We start from the raw sequence: 19,814 nt of genomic DNA, 5'->3' as shown, positions 1-19,814 counted from the left end.
GCGTGGTGACACGTCGCCACGCCGTCCCCGCTCTTTGCAGCACCGCGTTCACCATGAACGGCGCTCCGAACTCGTCGGTACTGGACTCCGGCAGCTTCATGCTGGACCCGGCCACGATGACGGTCTCGAACTACCTCGATGGCGTGTCCATCCAAGGCTCGGCGGCGGATGTCAAGTGGCTCGCGCGTGTCACGCCCCCAACCGGCACCGAGTTCTCCATCGGCAGCCGCTACGAAACGGCGTGGCAAGCCGACGCCAACCGCGCGGGGCTCTACGTCGCCAGCAGCAAACGTGGTTGCAGCCCAACTCCCGGCTGGGTGGTCATCAAGGATCTCGTCCGCGACTCCGCCACCGGCGCTGTCACATCCTTCGCCGCCTCGTACGGTCTCACCTGCGGCAACGCCCTGGCACCGAACACCGGAGGGCTGCGCTACAACTCCAGCGTCGGGTACGCCGCCGCAGCGGTGAACACCACGCTCCTTGACTTCGGCGCCGTGGAGATTGGCCCCGACGGTGCTCAGAAGTCGGTCACCGTGACAGCGACCGGCTCGGAGCCGGTGACGTTCGCGCAGGCACGGCTTCTCGGCACATCCGCGAACCAGCACGCGGTGGTCGACGACCGGTGTGTGGGCAAGACGCTCAGCCCAGGCCAGGCGTGCTCGGTCACGGTTCAAACGAACCCCACCATGAAAACCCAGAAAGCGCATACCTTCTGATGCCGACCAGTGACGGCGGCGGTCCCACGACTCGACTCGCCGTCGACGGCTTCGTCGGTGCCGCTGGCACGTACTACCGGTTTGGCCCTCTCCGGGTGATGGACACGCGCGAGGGTAGGGGCGTCCGCAAGGGAGTTCTCGGGCGGCAAGGAACCGTTTCGCTTCGGCTGGCCGGGCCCGACGCGCTGCTGCGCGAAGGAGTCGCCGCGGTGGTACTGAATGTGACCGTGACCGGTGCTACAAACGACAGTTACCTGACGGTCTACCCAGCCGGTGGGCAGCGGCCCACCGCGTCAAGTCTCAACTACGCCAAAGGCTGGACCGGCGCGAATCTTGTCACGGTGCCAATTAGCGCCGACGGCGTGGTGACCTTCTACAACCACAGTGGCTCGGTGCACGTGATCGCCGACCTGGTGGGCTACTACGCCGGTGACAACTCAGTCCTGTCCATCGTGGGCCCCGGTAACGAGCTGGTCCGCACCACGCCTGAACGCCTCGTCGACACACGCCGCGACGGCATCGGCGCGGTTCCCAGCGACTCGAACATCACGTTCTTGTGGATGTAATGGGTTTCTTCGTGTCCACAGCGGTCGATCGCGGTCTGGTCTTCAAGCCGCTCAAGCCGACCCGCATCACGGACTCGCGCATCGGGCTCGGCCTCCCGGGCGCTCTCGGTGCGCAAGTCACCTCCACCGTCACCCTGCCGACCACTGTGATCCGACCCGACACCGCCGCGCTCGCCCTCACGCGACCGCCGTGGCGCCGACGGCCAGCACCTATGTGACGCTCTGGCCGGCCGGTATTTCTCGTCCGGCGGTCAGCAACCTCAACCCGAGCGCGGGCCAGACGGTGCCAAACGCCACGATCACAGGCATCGACCCGGGCGACGCCTTCAACGTCTACAACAACATGGGTACGACCCACATCCTTGTCGACGTAGCTGGCACGTTCGATATCCCGTGGGGCGTTGCCGAGCCTGCAGAGCCACCGAAGCTCGCGGTGAACCGGCCCGCACCCCGGATAGCCTCAAATGTGCAGGGCTAGTGAGGTTTCCGGGTCGTAGAGGCGCAGCGCCTCCGGGGTGCTGCGCAGCCAGACAGTGTCGTCGGGCGCGACCCGGAAACCCGGCGCGGTCTGCACCTTGATCTGGTGCTCGCCGAGCCGCACGGTCAGCAGCACCGCCGCGCCGGTGGGCTCGACCACCTCCACCGTGGCGGTGACCCAGCCAGGCGCCGCCTCGGTGGCGACCTGGATGTTCTCCGCTCGCACGCCGACCAGCACCGGCCGCCCCACCCATCCATCCAGTGTGGAGGGTGCGGCCAGGTGCTGGTCACCGAGCGCCAATACCGGCCCGCCGCCGTTGCGCTCGACGGTGGCGGGGAAGAAGTTCATCGGTGGCGCGCCGAGGAACCCGCCCACGAACCGCTCGCTCGGCCGGTCGTACACGTCGAGTGGCGCACCGAGTTGCACGATCCGGCCTCCGCGCATCACCGCGACCCGGTCGCCGAGCGACATTGCCTCAGCTTGGTCGTGCGTCACGTACAGCGTCGTGGTGCCGATCTGCCGGACGATCTTCTTCAGCTCGGCCCGGAACTCCAGTCGCAGTAGGGCGTCCAGATTGGACAGCGGCTCGTCCATCAGCAGCACGCCGGCGTCGACCACGATCGCGCGGGCCACCGCGACCCGCTGCCGCTGCCCCCCGGACAACTGCGCCGGGTACCGGTCGAGGTAGTCCTCAAGGTGCAGCAGCTCTGCCGCGCGGCGTACGCGGCGGTCGATCTCGCCACCGGGCACCTTGCGCATCGCGAGGCCGAAGCCGATGTTTTGGCGCACCTTCATGTGCGGGAAGATCGCGTACGACTGGAACACCATCGACAGGCCACGCTCGCGGGCAGGCAGGCGCGTGACGTCGCGGCCGCCGATGCTGACCGTGCCGCTGTCGGGCCGCTCCAGCCCGGCCACCATGCGCAGCAGCGTGGTCTTTCCGCAGCCGCTCGGACCGACCAGTACCAGGAACTCGCCGTCGGCCACCTCCAGCGACACGTCATCGGTCGCCCGAGGGCCGCCAGGGGTGTACGCCTTGACAAGGTTGCGCACCACGATGTCGCTCATCTCAACGTCGTCCCCCACATGTTGAGCAGATACCGTCGCATGATCGCGATGAAGACCACGGCGGGCAGCACCAGCGCGAAGCCGCCCGCGAACCGGTACGCCAGCGGCGAGTCGGACAGCGTGGTGAGCACCTGCGCGGGCAGTGTGCGCTGGTTGAGCGTGAGGATCGTGGCACCGAGCACCTCGTTCCACGACAGCACGAACGTGAACATCGCCGCCGCAGCGATGCCCGGCAGGGCCTGCGGCACCACCACACGCAGAAACGCCTTCAGTGGCGACGCGCCGAACACCATCGCCGCCTCCTCCTGCTCGCGTGACACCCCAACGAAGATCGCGGCGGTGATCAGCACGGTGGTCGGCAGGGCCAGCGCGGTGTGCAGCAGGGTCACCGCGTACGTGGTGTCGTAGAGGCCCGCGTTCAGGAAGATCCGGGCGAGCGGCACCGACAGCACCACGATCGGCAACGCCCGGGTCAGCAGCAGGAACATCTGGTACGGGCCGCGCCCGCGAAACGCGTACCGGGCCACCGCGTACCCGCCCGGCACCCCGATCAGCAGCGACAGCAGGACGGTGCCGATGCCCACGGTGAGCGAGTTGACGAAGCCGGGCACGATGCCGGTGGTATCCAGGAACGTCGACAGCGTCTCGACCGACGGGTCGGTGGGCAGCAGCGGCAGCGGAAACTGGTTCAGCGACTCGCGGCTCGACAGCGCCGCCAGCGCGATGAGATACAGCGGCACGCCCATGAAGAGGGTGATAGCCACGCAGGCGGCCTGCACCCAGGCCCGGCGGCTCATCGCGTCTCCGTCTGATCGCGCATCAGCCGCAGGTACCCGGCCGCCGCCAGCATCGACACCGCGAGGATGACCAGCGCGATGGCGGCGGAGACGTTCGGGTTGAGCTGCACCGAGTACCACTGGTAGGTCTCGCCGACGAGTAGCGGCAGGTTGCGACCGGTCAGTGCCTGCGCGACCGCGAACGTCTCCAGCGCCAGGATCGTACGCAGGATCAGCGCCACCTGGAGGCTGGGCCGCAGCTGCGGCAGGATCACGTGCCGCACCCGCTGCCAATAGGTCGCGCCGAACACCTCGGCCGCCTCGTCGTAGTCCTTCGGGATGCCCTGCATGCCGGCGACCACGATCACGAAGACCAGCGAGGTGGCCCGCCACAGCTCGGCGAGCACGACCGCGATGAACATCGTGACGGGGTTCTGGTACGACAGCCACGCGTACCCGTCGACGCCGATCAGGTCGAGCACCGAGTTGAGGTATCCACGGTCGGTGAAGACCGACAGCCAGACCAGCCCGGCGGCGAGATCGCTGATCGCCAGCGGGATCACCCAGATGTAGAAGTGGAACCCGGAGAAGCGGGGCCGTTCCCGCAGCAGCAGCGCCATCGCGATGGCGAACGCGAACTGCAGCGGGATCAGCACCACGATGAGCAGCATTGTGTTGCGGGCGGCGGTCCAGAAGTACGGGTCGTCGAGCATCCGGCGCACGTACGCCGTCGTCGGCCCGTCCGGGCCGACCAGCGCCTGCCCGATGCCGACCACCAGCGGCCACATGAACAGCGCCGTCATGAACACCAGCGACGGCACGATCAGCAGGACCGCGGCGGACGGCGTCCACCGGCCTGTCCGGGCCATCAGGCCACCCGGCAAGGGGTACCGGTCGGGTCCGGCCGCCAGCACGCCACCTTCAGCTCGTCGAGGATCGTGTTGAGCTGCCTCGCCTGCCGGTCGAGCACCTGTTGGATCGGCTTGCCGTCGAGGCAGATCTCCTTGAAGCAGTTCTTGAAGATCTGCGTGACCTCACCCTCCTTGGCGCCGAGACCAACGGGCGGCAGCGAGGCGATCGCGTTCTGGGCGCCCTGCTGCCCGCGTACCGCCGTCGCCTCCAACCCGATGGTGGGCGGCAGATCGGACGGCAGGTCAGCGCTCGTCACCGGGAAGAACGCGTTCTGCTTCAGCACCTCGGCCTGCACGTCCGCGCCGGTGAGCGACTTGATGACCTCCTTGGCCTTGTCGGCCTCGGGTGCGCCCTGCGGGATGCCGAGGCCGGCGACCACGAGCATGTATCCGAGCCCCTTCGGCCCGGACGGCGCCGGCACCATCACCCAGTCGTCGGGCTTGTCACCCGGAGCGTCGACCAGGCGCGCGACGTGGTCCCACGCGACCAGCACCTCACCGCGCTGAAGCGGCTCCTGCATGTTGTCGTAGTTGGTGGACGCCGGCGCCGCCTGCGCCCACAGCTCCTTCATGTACTGCCAGCCGGTGACCGCGTCCGCGCCGCGGAACGTGGTGATCTGGCCGCCGGTGAAGCTCGGCAGCAGGAACCCCTGGAAGAAGCGGTGGTAGAGACCCTTCGGCCCGGCCGGGAACCCGAAGATCGGCTTGTTGCCGTTGCCCCGCCGTCCGGCGGCCATCCAGGACAGGAACGCCTCGTACGTCAGCTTCTGCACGTCGGCGCCGCTCGGCAGCCACTGCAACGCCTTCTTGTTCACTGCGACCACATAGGTGGCCTGCATCCACGGGATGTACTTGGTGGTGCTCCCGCCCAGCTTCGCCAGCTCGGTGAGGTCGGACGCGAACCCGCGGTCGCCGAGCGAACCGATCAGGTCGTCGAGGTCGGTCAGCCGGCTGCCGTGCGGCGCGAGGTCACCGTGCAGGCCGCCGGCGATGCTGACCTGCACCTTCTTGGCGTCGACCTGCGATTGGATCGTGGAGGAGAAGATGCTCGGCTCCACCGGGTTGTATGCCACCTTCGCGGCCGTCACCTTGTCGGCCAGGATCTTTTCGAACCGCTGCCGCTCCTCGACCGGAGTGAACTGCGTCGACATGAAGTTGACCGTGCCGCTGCCGCCGTCTGCGCCGCTGGTCGATACGCCGCCACAGGCGGAGAGCGCCGGTGCGGCCGCCACTCCGACGCCCAGACCGAGCAGCGTGCGGCGGCTGAGCCTCGGTCCTGCGTTTCGCTTCGTCATCGTCACTCCCCGGGATCGGATGCTGAGCGTGCCGGTACTTGCGAATGAATCTATGTGATTTCAGTCTCTTCCGCTCAACGCTCGGGCAACCTCGGCTGTCGTGGCGGTACCGCCAAGGTCACGCGTGCGGGTCGTCGGGTGGCGCAGGCTCTGCTCAACGGCGGTCATCCGCCGATACCCACGAGCGAGACCATCAGCGGCAGCGCGATGAAGATGAGCAGGGCACCGATGATGTCGAACGAGATCCCGGACCGGATCATCCGCGTGATGGGCACGACGCCCGATCCGTAGACCACCGCGTTCTGTGGCGTGGAGACGGGCAGCATGAAGCCGAACGACGCCGCGAACGTCGCCGACAGCGCCGGCACGAGCGGGTCGACGTTGGCCGCCACGGCGATCGGGATGATGATCGGCACGACGACCGCCGCCGATGCGGTATTGCTGGTGGTTTCCGAGATGATGATGGCCAGTACCACCGCGAACGCCGTGATGGCCACTGAACTGGTCAGCCCCAGCCAGTCCGAACTCGCGGTGCCGATGGTCTTGGCGAGACCCGTGTCGTCCAGCAGCGACCCGAAGATGATGCCGGTGCCGAAGAGCAGGATCGTGCCCCAGTCGATCCGGGCGGCGTCGCTCCAGTTGAGGGTGCCCTCGCGCCGTTCCCAGTTCGTCGGCAGGATGAACAGCAGCGAGGCGCCCACCACCGCCACGATGCCCTCGTTGAGGCGGCCGCTCACGTTTTCGTACACAGTGGACTCGGTGCCGGCGACGAGAGCGACGATGCCCGGGAAGATCCATAGCGCCACGGTGATGCCGAAGGCGATCAACGTGTTCTTCTCGGCCCGCGACAGCGGGCCAAGACGCGCCCGCTCCCGGGCGACGTACTCGGACACGCCTTCGATGCGCTGGATCTCCGGCTTGTTGAGCAGCAACAGGATCGTGGCGAGCGCGAGGAACATCAGCGCGCAGATCGGCACGGCGGCCATCACCCACTGCGCGAACGAGATGCGCACGCCGGTCGCCTCTTCGATCAGGCCCCTACCGATGAGGTTCGGCGGTGTGCCGACTGGCGTCAGGAGTCCGCCGACGCTGGCGCCGTACGCGAGCATCAGCATGAGCGCGAACCCGACCCGCAGGCGCGTGGGATCCCAGCCCGGCCCGGTGTTGCCGCGCGCCTGGATGAGCTTCGCGATGACCGCGAGGATGCCGAGCGCCGTCGGCAGCAGCATCGCGACCGTGGCGGTGTTCGAGACGAACGCGGACAGCACACACGTGATGAATCCGAACGCGATCACTACCCGGCTGACCGTCGAGCCGACGCCCGGCAGCGACAGGATGCGAAACGCGAACCGTTGCGCCAGGCCGTGCTTGAGCATGGCCTGGGCCAGGATGAACGCTCCGATGAAGGTGAACACAGTGGACGAACCGAACGGACCGAGCGTGTCGGCGGCGCTCGCCACACCCATCAGCACGATCGCGCCGACCCCGAGCAGCCCACCGACCGGAATCGGCACCGCCTCCGTGATCCACAGCACGATGACGCCGATCAGGATGCCGGCGAGGGTGTGCTGCTTGGCCGGCAGGTCCAGCGGCAGGGCCAGGAAGATCACCGCCAGTGCGGGAGCCAGAAACAGCCCGATCGTCCGCCGTCGCTTCTCGAATCGCTCCTCGCCTTCGGAAAGCCGCTGTTCCGCAAGGCCCCGGTAGGTGGCGCCACCAAGCAGCGCCTTGTCCACGTCGACGTGCGCCTCCCGAGGAGCGGGCGCCGCACTGCGTGCATCAGCATCGATATCGCCCATAGGTCCATGATGATGTTGTGATGTAGAACACACAAGCCGTGTTTGGCAGACTGCTGCGGTGAACGCCTTCCTGGACCAGTTGCCCACCCTGATCGGCGTGGCCATCGGCACGCTGGGCACGATCCTCGCCACCTCCGTCAGCGATCGTGCGAAGTGGACACGGGCACAGGCGGTGCGCTGGGACGAGCGGCGCGTCGACGCGTACGCCACGTTCGCGCGAGCCGTCAAGGAGATGCACCTGGTGGCGATGCGCCTCACCCGGTCATCGCCGACCGAGACGGCCGAGCGGGAGGCCGACCTGCATGTGCTGGACGAGGCCGACAACGAGTGCTCCAAGGCATGGGAAGGAGTGCTCCTGCTCGGCGACGCCGCCACGGTCGACGCCGGCCGAAACTGGCGCGAGGCGGCGTATCAACTCGTCGCGGCGGCGCGCGGACGCACGGATGATCGCTTCGACCGCGAGGCGGCGGTACGCGATACCGACGAGGGCCGTGACCGCTTCTACGCCGCGGCACGCGCAAGCCTCGCCGTCGGCGGCGCGGTCGCCCAGGCGCACTGGCTCACCCAACGCCGGCGCCCTATATAGCTGGCCCGTCCCAGCGTGACAGGATGTGCGCGCGGATTCACGGGGGAGGACGATCATGCGGGTCTGTTATGCCGTCTTGGCTGGGGTCGTAGCGGTGGCAAGCCTGCCGGCGAGTGCGGCGGCGGCGCCCAAGCCGCACCACACCACGGTGACGCGCGACGGTGCCCGGCTCACCGTGGAGCGCGCCAGCGCCGCTGGCCAGACAGCACCGAAGCTCGCGGCCGCCGCCACCACGTCGTCCATGGACTTCGACCGCGACGGCAAGGACGAGATCGTCGTCGGCGGCTTCATCGACACCGGATACGGTGTGATCGTCACGTACTCCGGCCTGCCGCAACGCGACCGCATCGAGTCGCCGATCTTCTCGCCGACACGGCCCAACTTCGGCGACGCGATGACCTCGGGAGACTTCAACGGCGACGGGTACGGCGACCTGGCCGTCGGGAATCCGGGTGAGTTCGCGCCCGCCGGCGCTGACCGGGCCTTCGGCGGCGCGGTGTGGATCTTCTACGGCGGCGCGAGCGGCCTCGACATCAGCCAGCCCCAGCACTTCAACCAGAACGTGGCCGGCGTGCCTGGCGACATGGAGGGCTACGACATGTTCGGGCATGTCGTAGCCGCCGGCGACCTCAACGGCGACGGCCGCGACGACCTCGCGATCGGCGCGCACGGCGAGAAGGTCAACGGTCAGGAAAACGCCGGCTCCGTGACGGTCCTGTACGGCGCCGCCGGCGGGCTGACCACCACGGGCACCCAGCTGTTCACCCAGGAGACCGCCGGCATTCCCAGCGCCGCCGAACCGCACGACACTTTCGGCTACGGCCTCGCCATCGGAGACATGACCAGGGACGGATACGCCGACCTGGCCATCAGCGCACCATCCGAAGGAGAGTCGAACAGCCCGTACGAAGGTGGCTTGATCATGCTGCTTCGCGGCAGTGCCACCGGCGTCGTCACGACCGGCGTCACCTCGTTCTACGGCGCACCGCAGGGTCTCAGCGCGATCGGCGACACCATGTCGATCGCGGACGTCGACGGGGACGGCGACGGCGACCTCGTGGCCGGCGCACCGCGCAGCTGGGTCGGGTACGTCGTCTACGTACCGGGCGCGACCGCCGGATTGGACGTCGCCCGGATCAGGGCGATCAGCATGGAGACGCCCGGCGTGCCCGGTGACCCGAACGTCCACGTGCCCGACGACACACCACACGCGTACTTCGGCCAGAGCCTGTCGACCGGCGACGTCACCGGCGACGGCCGCGCCGACGTGCTCACCGGTGCCATGACGTACGACGCCAACGGTGTGCGCGACTCGGGTGCGGTCTTCCTCATCCCGGGCCAGGCCGCCGGTCTCACCGGGGCCGGCACGCTCATGCTGACCCAACGCGCCGCCAGCGCGCCCGTGCGACGTGAGCGGCCCGGTTGCCAGCGGCCGGAGCCAGGCGAGTACTTCGGCGAGGCCAACGCGATCCTGAACCTCGACGGGATCGGCGCGCTCGACATGCTGACCGCAACGAGCGGCGAAGACGAGAGCGGCCTGATCGTCAAGATCGGCATGCGGTACGCCTCGCAGCGTCCCGCAGCGGGCCGACCCGCCCCGACCCGCGTGCCGGTGGGTCTCACCACGGCCAGCTGCCAGACCGGCGCCGACCTGGGCGCCTACACGGCCGGCCACACGCTCCTGCACCGCTAGGGCCGCCAACGGCCGTGCCCAGCGAAGGCAGGCCTCGAAGATGACGAAGGGCGTTCTCCTCCGAGGAGGGGAACGCCCTGGTCAAGATGTTGCGCGCCCGAAGGGATTCGAACCCCTAACCTTTTGATCCGTAGTCAAATGCTCTATCCGTTGAGCTACGGGCGCAGGTGCTCGACCAGTGTACATACCAGGCCTCAGCGCGGAGACTCCGGGATTCGAACCCGGGAGGGGCTTTAAGACCCCAACCGCATTAGCAGTGCGGCGCCATAGACCAGACTAGGCGAAGTCTCCCAGGCGGCCCTCTCAGACCACCGCCGGTCGAGGATACCGTGACCGCCGGCCGGGCAGCAAAGAGGTACAGGATTTCCGAGAGGTGCGGCGCGCAGATCGGGACTAGGCTGCCTCGACATGGAGGAGGACCAGCGGTCCAGCGGCCGGCGCCCCCGGGCAACCGGCCAGCAGCGAGATCCGCGCGGCCGTAAGCCGGTGGCGGCGTTCACTCCGCCCGAACCCGAGCCCGAGCCTGAGCAGCCTCGCAAGCCACCGGCCAAGCGGGCGGAAGCGCCCCGACCGGCACCATCCGTGCTCTTCCAGCCCCCGACGCCGCCGCCCGCAAGCCCTCGACCCGCCACCCCGCCCCCCGCCTCCCAACTGCCCTTCGACGCCCCTCGCGGCGAGCCGCCCGCACGCGGCGAGCCCCCCGCGAAGGCCGGCACCGCCTCGCAGGGCAACACGCCGGAAGAGAGCGAGACGACCAAGCCGGCGGGACGCCCGACCAAGGCAGCGCGAGCCAAGAAAGCCCCAGCCAAGGCGACGTCGGCCAAGGCGACACCAGCCAAGGATGCGCCGCCAGAAGCCGCACCCACCAAGGCCACGCCCACCAAGGCCACGCCCACCAAGGGCGTCCGGGCCAAGGACGCTCCCGCGAAAGCGGCGCGAGCGAAGGGGGCACCGCGCGGGGCAGGGGTCTCCGGTGAGACCTCCGCCACAGCCACCCCGAACGAGCCCGCGCCGGCGGCGACCGAGCCCGTGAAGAAGACCAGGAAGGCAGCGCCGGCTCGCCGGGCCGCGGCGCCGGCAGAGAGCCAAGCGGCCACACCAGCCGAGACCGTCGGACCAGCCGCAACCGAGCGCGACGCCTCGAAAGAGCGAACCAAGGCGCCCACGGCCGCTAGGGCCGAGCCGATCCCAGGGACCGAGCCAGCCCCAGCTGAGCCAACCCCAGCCGAGCCAACCGCCGCCGCGCCGAGCACGGACGAGGCGATTTCGGCGGCCAAGGCGGCCGCGGTGAGTGCGGCGCCCGCGAAGAAGGCGGCCAAGAAAGCTGTCAAGGTCGCCAAGAGAGCCGCCGCGCCGGTACGGGATGAGGCGAAGCCACCGATCATCGTGGCACCGCGAGCGGTACCCAGGCTGCTGGACCGCCCCGGCTATGCGCCCGAACTGCTCGCAGCGACCGCGGTGCGGACCCTCGGCCCGCGCGCTCGCGCGTGGGCCACCCAGACCCGAGCCACCTATCCGGCCGCGACGCCTGACGGCCTGGCGCGACTGGCGACGCAGCGGTATGTCCGCATCGCCGGCGCTAGTGGACTGGTTTCGGCCGTTGCGGGCCTTTTCGGGCCGTTCGCGGAACTAGCCGCACTCGGGTGGGCGCAGGCCGGGCTGGTGCTGCATCTCGCGGCGGCGTACGGCCACGATCCGACCGACCCGGAGCGCGCCGTCGACCTGCTCGTGCTGACCCGCGTGCACCCGACGGTCGAGACCGCGCGGGCCGCGCTCGCGGCGGCGGAGGTCGCTGAGGCGGAAGACCAGCCGGTGCAGCGCGCTGCCGAGGCGCTGTGGCGCGTCGCGGCGCCGCTGGCCGGGCAGACCGGCGGTTGGCTGGCGATGCGGCTGGCGGCGCGGCTGATTCCCGGAGGTGCCGTGGTCACCGCGGGCGCCGGCGACGCGGCCGTTGTGGCGCGGCTCGCCAGCCGCGCCCGCGCGCATTACCGCGCCTGATCGGCGGAGCAGGCGAGCGAGTGCGGGGCACGCGGCTAGAGCCAGGTCACGTGGTCTTTCAGCAGGGTGTATCCGACGAATGCCACCACATCCAGCAGCGTGTGCGCGATCACCAGCGGCACCACACGCTTGAAGCGCAGGTAGAACAGGGCGAAGATCACGCCCATCACGGCGTTGCCGATGAACCCGCCGAACCCCTGGTAGAGGTGGTACGAACCGCGGAGCAGCGCGCTGGTCGCGATGACGGCGCCAATCCGCCAGCCCATCTCCCGTAGCCGGGTCATCAGGTACCCGACCACGACCACCTCTTCGAGGATCGCGTTCTGGGCGGCGGCCAGGATCAGCACGGGCACCGCCCACCACACGTCCGGCAACGCGGCGGGCACCACGTTGGTGTTGATGCCCAGCTCGCGGGCGCCGAGATACAGGAGCAGGCCGGGTAGGCCGATCAGGGTCGCGAGGCCAGCGCCCGACCCCAGGTCGAGCCAGGGCCGCCGCTGGTCCAGGCCGAGCGCACGTCGCCCATCGCCGTCGCGATTGAGCAGGTGTACTGCCAGCAGCACCGGAACCAGCGCGAAGAGGATGCCCAGCAGTTGGTACGTCAGGTCCAGCCAGGGCCGCGGCGACTGCGAGGCGTTGAGCGTCGCGTTCTGCTGGGAGAGCGGACGCTCGGCGGTCAGCCGGGCGGTTATCGAGACCAGCGCGTACACCGCCGACTGCCCGAGCGACACCCCGAGTACCAGGAGTACCTCGTTGCGCCGCGTCGTGCGGGCGGCCGATGTGGCCGTACTGGATTCGGCTAGGTCAACCGTCACCCGACCACTGTGCCCGACGGATCGACCGTCTGGCCCGCCCGGACGGCGAAGAAGTCTCCGCCCTTCCGGCGTACGTCGTCGGTGCCCCACGCCCGGTCCCGTGGCACCTTGATCATCCGCGGGATGTGCTTGGCGCAGTGGATGTACGCCTCCTCTACGAAGACCCGCACCCATCGCTCCGCGCGCCGGCCGGGTACCGGATCGACGGGCAGGCCGGGATGGGTGGCGCGCATGATGTCGTCCTGGACGATCGTGGCCGATCCGTTGACGTGCAGCCCGATGACGTCCCGTACGAAGTCGACGAAGAGCAACCCGACGTGGGCGTTCTCCACGATGTTGCCGAGGCTGGCGAGCACGCCGTTGCCCCGGTACTCCGGCCAGGCCAGCACGCGCTGGTCGAGCACCTGGACGAAGCCCGCGGGCCCGGCGCGAAATGTGCAGTCGCACTCGCCGGTCGCGTCGGAACTCGCGACGAACATCATTTCCTGTCGGGCAAGAAACTCGATCATCCGTGGATTCAGATGATCGAGCATCTGCTGTGTGTAGAACCTTTCGGCTCGCCCCGCAGTGCCGCATTCTTGCTGCAAGAGATGCTCGCCGCTCATATCGGTGCCTCCCAATCTCACAGCGTGTGGCGAAACGGTAGCGGGGAGTGTTCCAGTTAAGTCGCACACTCTGTGCGACTTACCGGCACGTTAAGTCGTCACCCTGAAACCCTCGTGCTCTCCGAGAGAAGGGCTTCAATGGGTAATCTCTCGCGGTTGCTCAAGGAGAGCTGGACCCTTGTCGAGGAGCAGCAGGACAAGGTCGCCGGCTATTTCTATGCGCGGATCTTCCTGTCCAACCCGCACCTGCGGGCACTCTTTCCGGTGCACATGGACGTCCAGCGGGCCCGCCTGCTCGGCGCCATCGTGACGGCGATCCAGACTCTGGACGACCCGGAACGCTTCGAGGACTACCTGCGGGCCCTCGGACGCGACCACCGCAAGTTTCACGTGCAACCAGAGCACTACGACGTGGTGCGGGACGCGCTGCTGGAGGCGCTCCGCACGTTCGCCGGTGAGCAGTGGGGCGTCGAGTACGAGCAGGCGTGGTCCGACGCGTACAACGTGATCGCGAAGAAGATGATGGCCGGCGCCGACGCGGACACGAACCCGCCGTTCTGGCACGCCGAGGTGCTCTCGCACGAGCGCCGCAGCCGCGACATCGCGGTGTTCACGCTCCGCCCCCTCCAGCACCCGCTGGAGTACCGTGCCGGCCAGTACGTCAGCGTCGAGGCGCCTCGCTATCAGCCGCGACTCTGGCGGACGTACTCGATGGCCAATGCCCCGCGACCGGATGGCACCCTCGATTTCCACGTCCGGGCGCTCGGCGCGGGGTGGGTTTCCAGCGTGCTGGTCCGCCGGGTGAAACCCGGCGACCTGCTGCGGATCGCGGCGCCGATGGGCTCGATGACGCTGGACCGTAAGTCGACCCGCGACATCGTCTGCGTGGCCGGCGGCACCGGACTGGCGCCGATCCGGGCCCTCATCGAGGAGCTGACCCGCTACAACCGCACCCGGTGGGTGCACGTGTTCTTCGGCGCCAAGGACAGGGAGGACCTCTACGACCTCGACGAGCTCAACCGCCTGGCGGCACGCCACCCGTGGCTGTCGGTGGTGCCGGCGTGCAGCGACGACAAGAGCTTCACCGGCGAGCACGGCAACATCAACGACGTGGTGGCGCGCTTCGGGCCGTGGGAAAACCACGACTTCTTCGTCTCCGGCTCCGCGGTCATGGTGAAGCACACCCTGCGCACGCTGGCGGAGATGCAGGTGCCGGCGGTCCGCATCAAGTACGACGCGTTCGGCGACATCTGATTCAGTACCGCCAGGGCGTGCCAGCCTCGCGGTACTCCTCGATGGGCACCAGCGGCACTCCGGGTGTCATGCGGTCGGCGTAGAGCCGGCCCTCCAGGTGGTCGATCTCGTGCGCGACCAACCGGGCCATGCCGTGCTCGAACGCGGTGATCACCCGGCTGCCGTCCCAGTGCGCGTGCTCGACGTGCAGCCGGAGCGGGCGCGACACGAGGCCGCGCACGTCGAAGAAGGAGAGGCAACCCTCGTACTGCTCGTCGACCTCGGGCGACGCGTCGACGACCCTCGGATTGAGCAGCACCACCGCCTCGGCGCCCCGGTCGACGGGCCGCACGACGGCGGCGGCCCATGGGATCCCGATCTGCGGCGCCGCGAGGCCCACACCCTTTGCGAAGGAGTGCAGCTCCTCGACCCGGTCAAGCGTCGCCATCAGGCGTTCGACGATGCCGCGCGCGGCCTCCTCGTCGATCGGCAGCACGAACTGCCGCGCCGGCTGGCGCAGGCTGTCGGCCCCCCGCTGCACGATGCCAACAGACCGCATCCGCTCGCTCGCGCGCGGACCGCTGCCGCGCCCGCTCCTCGGCGGCGGGCCGTTCGCGCGGAAACGCCATTCCAATCGGTACCGGGCGTTGAGCGGCGGCGACTCGGTGGCCCACTCGAAGACCAGCCGGTCATTGTCCGAGCGCTGCACCAGAGGAGTACGCAGCGGCGCCTCCTCGGACGACAGCGATGTCTCGACGCCCCACACCTGCGGGTCGAGCCCTTGCGGAAAGTCCAGGCGCACCGCGAGCCGCCGGGTGGGCAGCCGCACCGCGCGCTGGAACCACTGTCCCCACTTCTCATGGCTGACCGTGTACGCGTACTCGATCGTGGTCCGCTGCCCGGGATAGAGAGGGAACCGTCCGTCCGCGTTTTCGAAGAGCAGCCACACCTCTTTGAAGGCGTCCCGGTCGTGCTTCTTGCGAAACTCCATCGCCTCGCGCGCCGGCTCGTCGCCGCACCACGCCTGGAGGTCCAGCTCGGCGAAGCTGAGGGGGTGCTCGCGGTGGTGCCGGTTGGAGCGCTCGGGATCGTTCGGGTACCGGTCAACGGCCACCCGCACGAGGTAGCGCGTGACCGGCTCGGTGCCCGCGTTGTAGAGCGACCGCCGGATCACGCATCGATAGGAGCCCTCCCGATAGGAGAGGTTGGCGACCTCCTGTTCGACGATCAGGCCGGTGCCGGGCGGGAGCCACTGCTCCGGTACCGGGGGATCGCGGTGGCTGGCCGACGCGGAACGCGTGTGACGCAGTTCGTCGTACTCCTGGTACCGCTGCCAGATCGCGCCGCCGGCGCCGAGCACCGCCTCCGCGCGCCGCGCGAAATCCTCTGTGGGACGGTGGCGGCGTCCTTCGACATGGCTGACGTAGGAGGGGTCGAAGCCCATCCGGGCCGCGAGCTGCTTCTTGCTCAGGTTGCGCTCAGTGCGCCACCTGGCGAGTTCGGCCGCGAACGTATCGGCCGCCCGCTCGATGGGCGATGTCGTCATGCTGGGTCCCTGAGGGCCGGGATTTTCAGTCTCCTTTCCGACTCGCCATGCTCACGAGGAGTGCCGCGTTCCCGACAAAAGCCTTGACAAACTCGACCGGGCGTTACTCGGACATCACTCTATGTAGTGATTCGACTTGGCGGATCCGGGTAACACGCTCAGTAACCACAGATACCGTGAGTGACACATGAGACAGGATTGCTCCATTCCTTGGTTAGCCTTGCCTTAGTAAGCTAAGGTTGGCCGTCAGTCCTGGATCGGAGGGAATTGTCGGGTGGCATCGGTGATACGGCGACAGACCTGGTGCACCGCCAGCGGTCACGCGCGCACCGATCTTCACACCGGAGACGACGCAGAGTGACCACCGCCGTCCCCCACCGCATCCATGCCATCGACCCGCTGGCGCCGATCACCATGACGCTGCGATCCATGTTCGGCACCGACGACCTGCCAGGGCTCGCGCCCGGCCTGGTCGTGCCTTACCCCATTCCGGGCCACGCCGGCTGGATGCCGGCCACGGAACTGACCAGCGGCGCCCGGCTCGGCGACCTACTCGAAGCCGCCAAGCGGCGCTGGCAAGCATCGCCACACGCGGCCGCCGCGCTGGCCTGGAAGTCCTACACTTACTGGCTGGCCCTGCCAGCCGTGCTCGGCTGGGCCTCGGCGCGGCGCGTCCCCCTGCTCGACCCGGCCAACGTGCAGGTCAGACTCGATCGGGGGCCGTTGTTGACGGTGGGCCTGCGCCGATCGATCCCGGTGGCGGTGCTGCCGTCCGACCCGCTCGCCCTCGCCGGCCTGCCGGAGGTGCGGGTGGTCACCGACGAGGCCGCCCTGCTCGCGTCGCTGCGCGAGTCGCTGCTCGACGCGCACCTCACGCCCATGCTCGACGCCATCCACGCCCACGTCCGCCTGGGGCACCGCACGCTGCTCGGCTCGGTGAGCTCGGGGATCGCGCACGCGATCCTGCGGGCGGCGGATGTGCTCCCCGGTTCCACCGTCGAACACACCGGCACCCTGCTGACCGCACTGGGCATCGACGACTTGATCGAGCTGGTGCCAGGGCCGACCGGCGAGCCGACAGTGCAGCGCAAGACCTGCTGCCTAGCCTTCACATTGCCAAACCCCAAGATCTGCGCCGGCTGCTGCATCTCCCCGCGCTAGCCCGCCGGCCGCGCCCCCTCCGGCCCCCTCCGGCCCCCTCCGGCCGCGCCCCTCCGCCTCCGCCGGGCGCGCTCCCTTTCGTCGATCAAGGGCAAATGCACGTGCTTTGATCTCCTTTCCGCGTGCGTTTGCCCTTGATCGATGCGACTGCCCTTGATCGACGTCGCTCAGGTTTGGTAGGTAGCCCGCAGGGTTGCCCGGGCCAGGGTGTGGAAGGCCAGGTGGAAGCCGACCACCGCGGGCGAGACGTCCGGGTTGACATCCAGCTGGTCGACGTCGATGGCGTGCACCGCGAAGACGTACCGGTGCGGCCGGTCGCCGGAGGGCGGCGCGCTTCCGCCGTAGGCTCGCGTGCCGTAGTCGTTGCGGACGTGGAACCCGCCGTGCACATCGCTCGCGCCCGCACCGCGCTCCAGCTCGGTAACCGAGGCGGGCAGGTTGACCAGGGTCCAGTGCCAGAACCCGCTGCCCGTCGGCGCGTCGGGGTCGTAGCAGGTCACCACGAAACCGCGGGTCTGCGCCGGGAAGCCCGACCAGGCCAGGTGCGGTGAGAGATTCTGGCCACCGACGCTGTCGTGCGCGAACGCGGAGTCGAGCGGCTTGCCGTCTTGAACATCGTCGCTCGTGAGGGTGAACGACGGCACGGGCGGCAGCAGGTCGTACGGATCCGGCGCAATAGGACGATCGAGACTCATTCCGCCATCCTTGCACCTGGTCCCGGACTTCGCGGCGGGACGTTCTGCCGTATCCTTCCGAAAATGCTTCGCGTTGTCGTCGCTGGCGTCGTGGCTTTGGTTGCCGTGCTGTATCCGGCATCCGCATCGTCCGCAGCCGTCCAGCCCGTGTCCCGGTTCGACTTCGACGGCGACGGCCTCGACGACCTCGTGGCGGGCGCCCAGACGTTCGCGGACCAGGACGCGCCCGCTGGAACGCCCAGCGGCGGCGGTTACATCATCGACTACTCCAGCCGGTCCACTCTGGACGTTCTGACGCCAGGCAACACCGGCCTTCCGTATCTGGGCAGGCCGACGGCTGGCAATTTCAACGGCGACGGATACGCCGACCTGGCCGTCGTCTACAACGGTGTCCGTGTGCTCTTCGGCAGCCCTAACGGCCTGCTCGCTGCCAGCGCGCAGCAATTCGCGGTGGACGGCAACGCCATCGCCGCCGGCGACATCAACAAGGACGGGTACGACGACCTCGCGGTCGGCGACAATGCCGCATCGGTCGGCGCCGGCGCGGTCACCGTCCTCTACGGCGGTGCGAACGGCATCGTCACGTCCACCGCCGTCGTGATCACACAGGACACCCCAGGTGTACCGGAGACCAGCGAGGAGGACGACCGGTTCGGCGAGTCGGTGGCGATCGGCGACGTCACCGGCGACGGCTACGCCGACCTGGCCGTCGGCGCCCCCGGCGAAGGCGTCCTCTGGCCCCATCAGGAAGACGGCAGCGTGACCCTCCTCGTCGGGTCCGCCAACGGCCTCTCAACCAGCAACGCCACCTTCATCGGCGGAGCGCGTGACGTCGCCGCGGGCGTACTCGGTGAGCAACTGCTGATCTCCGACCTCAACGGTGACCGTCGCGGCGACGTCCTGGTGCCCACCCCGCGCAGCCACAGCGGCCTGGTCGTCTACCTGCCCGGCACCGCCAGCGGCCTGACCACGACCGGGCACCGCGTCATCTCCGCCTCCACGGTCGGCCACCCAGACGATTGGCGCATATCCAGCTTCGGCAACGCCATCGCGACCGGCGACGTGACCGGTGACGGGCTGGCCGACCTGCTGGTCGGCGACGCGGGCAAGACGATCGGAAACGCTGAACTCGCCGGCGCCGTTTTCCTCCTGCCTGGCACGCGGTCCGGCCCAACCGGCGCGGGCTCGCAAATGTTCACCCAGGCAACCGGCATCGACTATCCGACGCGACGCCGTCCATACACGCCCGATTCACGCAAGCCGCAGCCCTTCGACCAGTTCGGCCAGGCGATCACCGTTCTCAACCTGGACGGGGTCGGCGCACTCGACGTCGTGATCGGGTCGCCGACGGACGGCCCCGGGCTGGAGCCCGGAACCCTCACCTGGCTCGTCCCCGCCACCAACAAGCCGGCCCCGCGCGGAACGAAGGTGGCATGGCAGGGCGCTCTGACGACCGGGCCGATAATGGCGGGCTCGGCGGTCCCCAGGCACCGCTTCTCCGTCTACCACCTTGGTCGCACCCTGCTCCACTTCTAGAAATGGAGCGGGGTGAGTGGAGTGTCTTACCGTCCATGGCATGGCAGCGGCGGTCGGCACCGTCGTCGTGGGCGTCACGTGGTTCGTCCGGCGCGGACGGATAGCGCCCTATCCAGCACGACCCTGACTCATCGGCTCGGCCCACAGTTGTCGGCAGCGAACGGCTCACCGCGCTCTGCCCCACTCGTCCGCGTATCCGCAGGTCAGAGGGGATTTTCTGCTTTTGAGGGCGGAGGGTGTGGGATTCGAACCCACGAGGACGCGCAAACGCCCTAGCGGTTTTCAAGACCGCCGCCATCGGCCACTAGGCGAACCCTCCGTGGCCGCCGCCGAAGCG

19 protein-coding genes and 3 tRNA genes are annotated in these 19,814 nt (G+C 68.9%); 10 read left to right on the top strand and 12 right to left on the bottom strand.

Annotated features, from left to right (window positions below; translation table 11 throughout):
• Window positions 1-5 precede the first annotated feature (5 nt).
• The 4 genes from V6V89_RS09430 to V6V89_RS09415 are packed head-to-tail and all read left to right on the top strand — an operon-like array spanning window position 6 to window position 1,760.
• Window positions 6-716 carry a hypothetical protein gene (locus V6V89_RS09430; protein WP_334618617.1) on the top strand — a complete coding sequence of 237 codons (711 nt, stop codon included), beginning with the start codon at window positions 6-8 and terminating at the stop codon, window positions 714-716.
• Window positions 716-1,282: a hypothetical protein gene (locus tag V6V89_RS09425; RefSeq protein WP_334618616.1), complete on the top strand. Its 567-nt coding sequence runs from the start codon at window positions 716-718 to the stop codon at window positions 1,280-1,282. Before V6V89_RS09430 ends, V6V89_RS09425 begins: the two co-directional genes overlap by 1 nt.
• The gene (locus V6V89_RS09420) at window positions 1,282-1,500 is read left to right on the top strand and encodes a hypothetical protein (RefSeq protein WP_334618615.1); all 219 of its coding nucleotides are present in this window, start codon (window positions 1,282-1,284) and stop codon (window positions 1,498-1,500) included. The genes V6V89_RS09425 and V6V89_RS09420 overlap by 1 nt, the downstream gene beginning before the upstream one ends.
• Window positions 1,473-1,760, top strand: coding sequence for a hypothetical protein (locus V6V89_RS09415; RefSeq protein ID WP_334618614.1), 288 nt, complete (start codon window positions 1,473-1,475; stop codon window positions 1,758-1,760). Before V6V89_RS09420 ends, V6V89_RS09415 begins: the two co-directional genes overlap by 28 nt.
• On the opposite strand, the gene V6V89_RS09410 is transcribed toward V6V89_RS09415, so the two are convergent.
• The 5 genes from V6V89_RS09410 to V6V89_RS09390 form a co-directional block, all read right to left on the bottom strand.
• Entirely contained in the window at window positions 1,743-2,828 is a 1,086-nt protein-coding gene (locus V6V89_RS09410) for an ABC transporter ATP-binding protein (RefSeq protein ID WP_334618613.1), read from the bottom strand. The two genes, V6V89_RS09415 and V6V89_RS09410, sit on opposite strands and share 18 nt — an antisense overlap.
• Window positions 2,825-3,625 carry a carbohydrate ABC transporter permease gene (locus V6V89_RS09405; protein WP_334618612.1) on the bottom strand — a complete coding sequence of 267 codons (801 nt, stop codon included), beginning with the start codon at window positions 3,623-3,625 and terminating at the stop codon, window positions 2,825-2,827. Before V6V89_RS09405 ends, V6V89_RS09410 begins: the two co-directional genes overlap by 4 nt.
• Window positions 3,622-4,473: a carbohydrate ABC transporter permease gene (locus V6V89_RS09400; RefSeq protein WP_334618611.1), complete on the bottom strand. Its 852-nt coding sequence runs from the start codon at window positions 4,471-4,473 to the stop codon at window positions 3,622-3,624. The genes V6V89_RS09405 and V6V89_RS09400 overlap by 4 nt, the downstream gene beginning before the upstream one ends.
• A complete protein-coding gene (locus tag V6V89_RS09395) occupies window positions 4,473-5,810 on the bottom strand; it encodes an ABC transporter substrate-binding protein (protein ID WP_334618610.1) in 1,338 nt (445 codons plus the stop codon). The genes V6V89_RS09400 and V6V89_RS09395 overlap by 1 nt, the downstream gene beginning before the upstream one ends.
• Before the next feature lie 164 nt (window positions 5,811-5,974).
• Entirely contained in the window at window positions 5,975-7,609 is a 1,635-nt protein-coding gene (locus tag V6V89_RS09390; protein WP_334618609.1) for an SLC13 family permease, read from the bottom strand.
• 58 nt (window positions 7,610-7,667) lie between these two features.
• Here V6V89_RS09390 and V6V89_RS09385 point away from each other — a divergent pair, with 58 nt between their 5' ends.
• Together V6V89_RS09385 and V6V89_RS09380 are read left to right on the top strand one after the other, a co-directional pair.
• Window positions 7,668-8,195 (top strand): hypothetical protein, encoded by a 528-nt coding sequence (locus V6V89_RS09385; protein WP_334618608.1) that lies wholly within the window; start codon window positions 7,668-7,670, stop codon window positions 8,193-8,195.
• 55 nt (window positions 8,196-8,250) lie between these two features.
• Window positions 8,251-9,888, top strand: coding sequence for a hypothetical protein (locus tag V6V89_RS09380; protein WP_334618607.1), 1,638 nt, complete (start codon window positions 8,251-8,253; stop codon window positions 9,886-9,888).
• A 92-nt stretch (window positions 9,889-9,980) separates the two neighbouring features.
• On the opposite strand, the gene V6V89_RS09375 is transcribed toward V6V89_RS09380, so the two are convergent.
• Window positions 9,981-10,053 (bottom strand) — tRNA-Arg (locus tag V6V89_RS09375).
• Between the two features lie 35 nt (window positions 10,054-10,088).
• Window positions 10,089-10,179, bottom strand: a tRNA-Ser gene (locus tag V6V89_RS09370).
• A gap of 117 nt (window positions 10,180-10,296) precedes the next feature.
• Between V6V89_RS09370 and V6V89_RS09365 the strand changes: the two genes are divergently transcribed.
• Window positions 10,297-11,886: a hypothetical protein gene (locus V6V89_RS09365; RefSeq protein ID WP_334618606.1), complete on the top strand. Its 1,590-nt coding sequence runs from the start codon at window positions 10,297-10,299 to the stop codon at window positions 11,884-11,886.
• 35 nt (window positions 11,887-11,921) lie between these two features.
• On the opposite strand, the gene V6V89_RS09360 is transcribed toward V6V89_RS09365, so the two are convergent.
• A complete protein-coding gene (locus V6V89_RS09360; RefSeq protein WP_442935105.1) occupies window positions 11,922-12,701 on the bottom strand; it encodes a CPBP family intramembrane glutamic endopeptidase in 780 nt (259 codons plus the stop codon).
• Complete coding sequence (locus tag V6V89_RS09355; protein ID WP_334618605.1) at window positions 12,698-13,210, bottom strand: pyridoxamine 5'-phosphate oxidase family protein; 513 nt, start codon at window positions 13,208-13,210, stop codon at window positions 12,698-12,700. Before V6V89_RS09355 ends, V6V89_RS09360 begins: the two co-directional genes overlap by 4 nt.
• A gap of 234 nt (window positions 13,211-13,444) precedes the next feature.
• Between V6V89_RS09355 and V6V89_RS09350 the strand changes: the two genes are divergently transcribed.
• Window positions 13,445-14,560, top strand: coding sequence for a globin domain-containing protein (locus V6V89_RS09350; RefSeq protein WP_334618604.1), 1,116 nt, complete (start codon window positions 13,445-13,447; stop codon window positions 14,558-14,560).
• 1 nt (window position 14,561) lies between these two features.
• Here the strand turns inward: V6V89_RS09350 and V6V89_RS09345 are convergent, their stop codons facing one another.
• A complete protein-coding gene (locus V6V89_RS09345; RefSeq protein WP_334618603.1) occupies window positions 14,562-16,085 on the bottom strand; it encodes a peptide deformylase in 1,524 nt (507 codons plus the stop codon).
• Window positions 16,086-16,499: 414 nt separating this feature from the next.
• Here V6V89_RS09345 and V6V89_RS09340 point away from each other — a divergent pair, with 414 nt between their 5' ends.
• Window positions 16,500-17,246, top strand: a complete 747-nt coding sequence (locus V6V89_RS09340) for an IucA/IucC family C-terminal-domain containing protein (RefSeq protein ID WP_334618656.1) — start codon at window positions 16,500-16,502, stop codon at window positions 17,244-17,246.
• Between the two features lie 167 nt (window positions 17,247-17,413).
• Here V6V89_RS09340 and V6V89_RS09335 read toward each other — a convergent pair whose 3' ends face one another.
• The gene (locus tag V6V89_RS09335; RefSeq protein ID WP_334618602.1) at window positions 17,414-17,941 is read right to left on the bottom strand and encodes a YbhB/YbcL family Raf kinase inhibitor-like protein; all 528 of its coding nucleotides are present in this window, start codon (window positions 17,939-17,941) and stop codon (window positions 17,414-17,416) included.
• Between the two features lie 63 nt (window positions 17,942-18,004).
• Between V6V89_RS09335 and V6V89_RS09330 the strand changes: the two genes are divergently transcribed.
• On the top strand, window positions 18,005-19,477 hold the full coding sequence (locus tag V6V89_RS09330) for an FG-GAP and VCBS repeat-containing protein (protein ID WP_334618601.1): 1,473 nt from the start codon (window positions 18,005-18,007) through the stop codon (window positions 19,475-19,477).
• 230 nt (window positions 19,478-19,707) lie between these two features.
• Here V6V89_RS09330 and V6V89_RS09325 read toward each other — a convergent pair.
• Window positions 19,708-19,796: transfer RNA gene (locus V6V89_RS09325), tRNA-Ser, on the bottom strand.
• Window positions 19,797-19,814 lie beyond the last annotated feature (18 nt).

The organism is Micromonospora sp. CPCC 206061, from assembly GCF_036906915.1.
GTDB lineage: Bacteria > Actinomycetota > Actinomycetes > Mycobacteriales > Micromonosporaceae > Phytohabitans.
The sequence above is the reverse complement of the archived record's forward strand: the minus strand, read 5'-3'. Positions and strand labels throughout refer to the sequence as shown.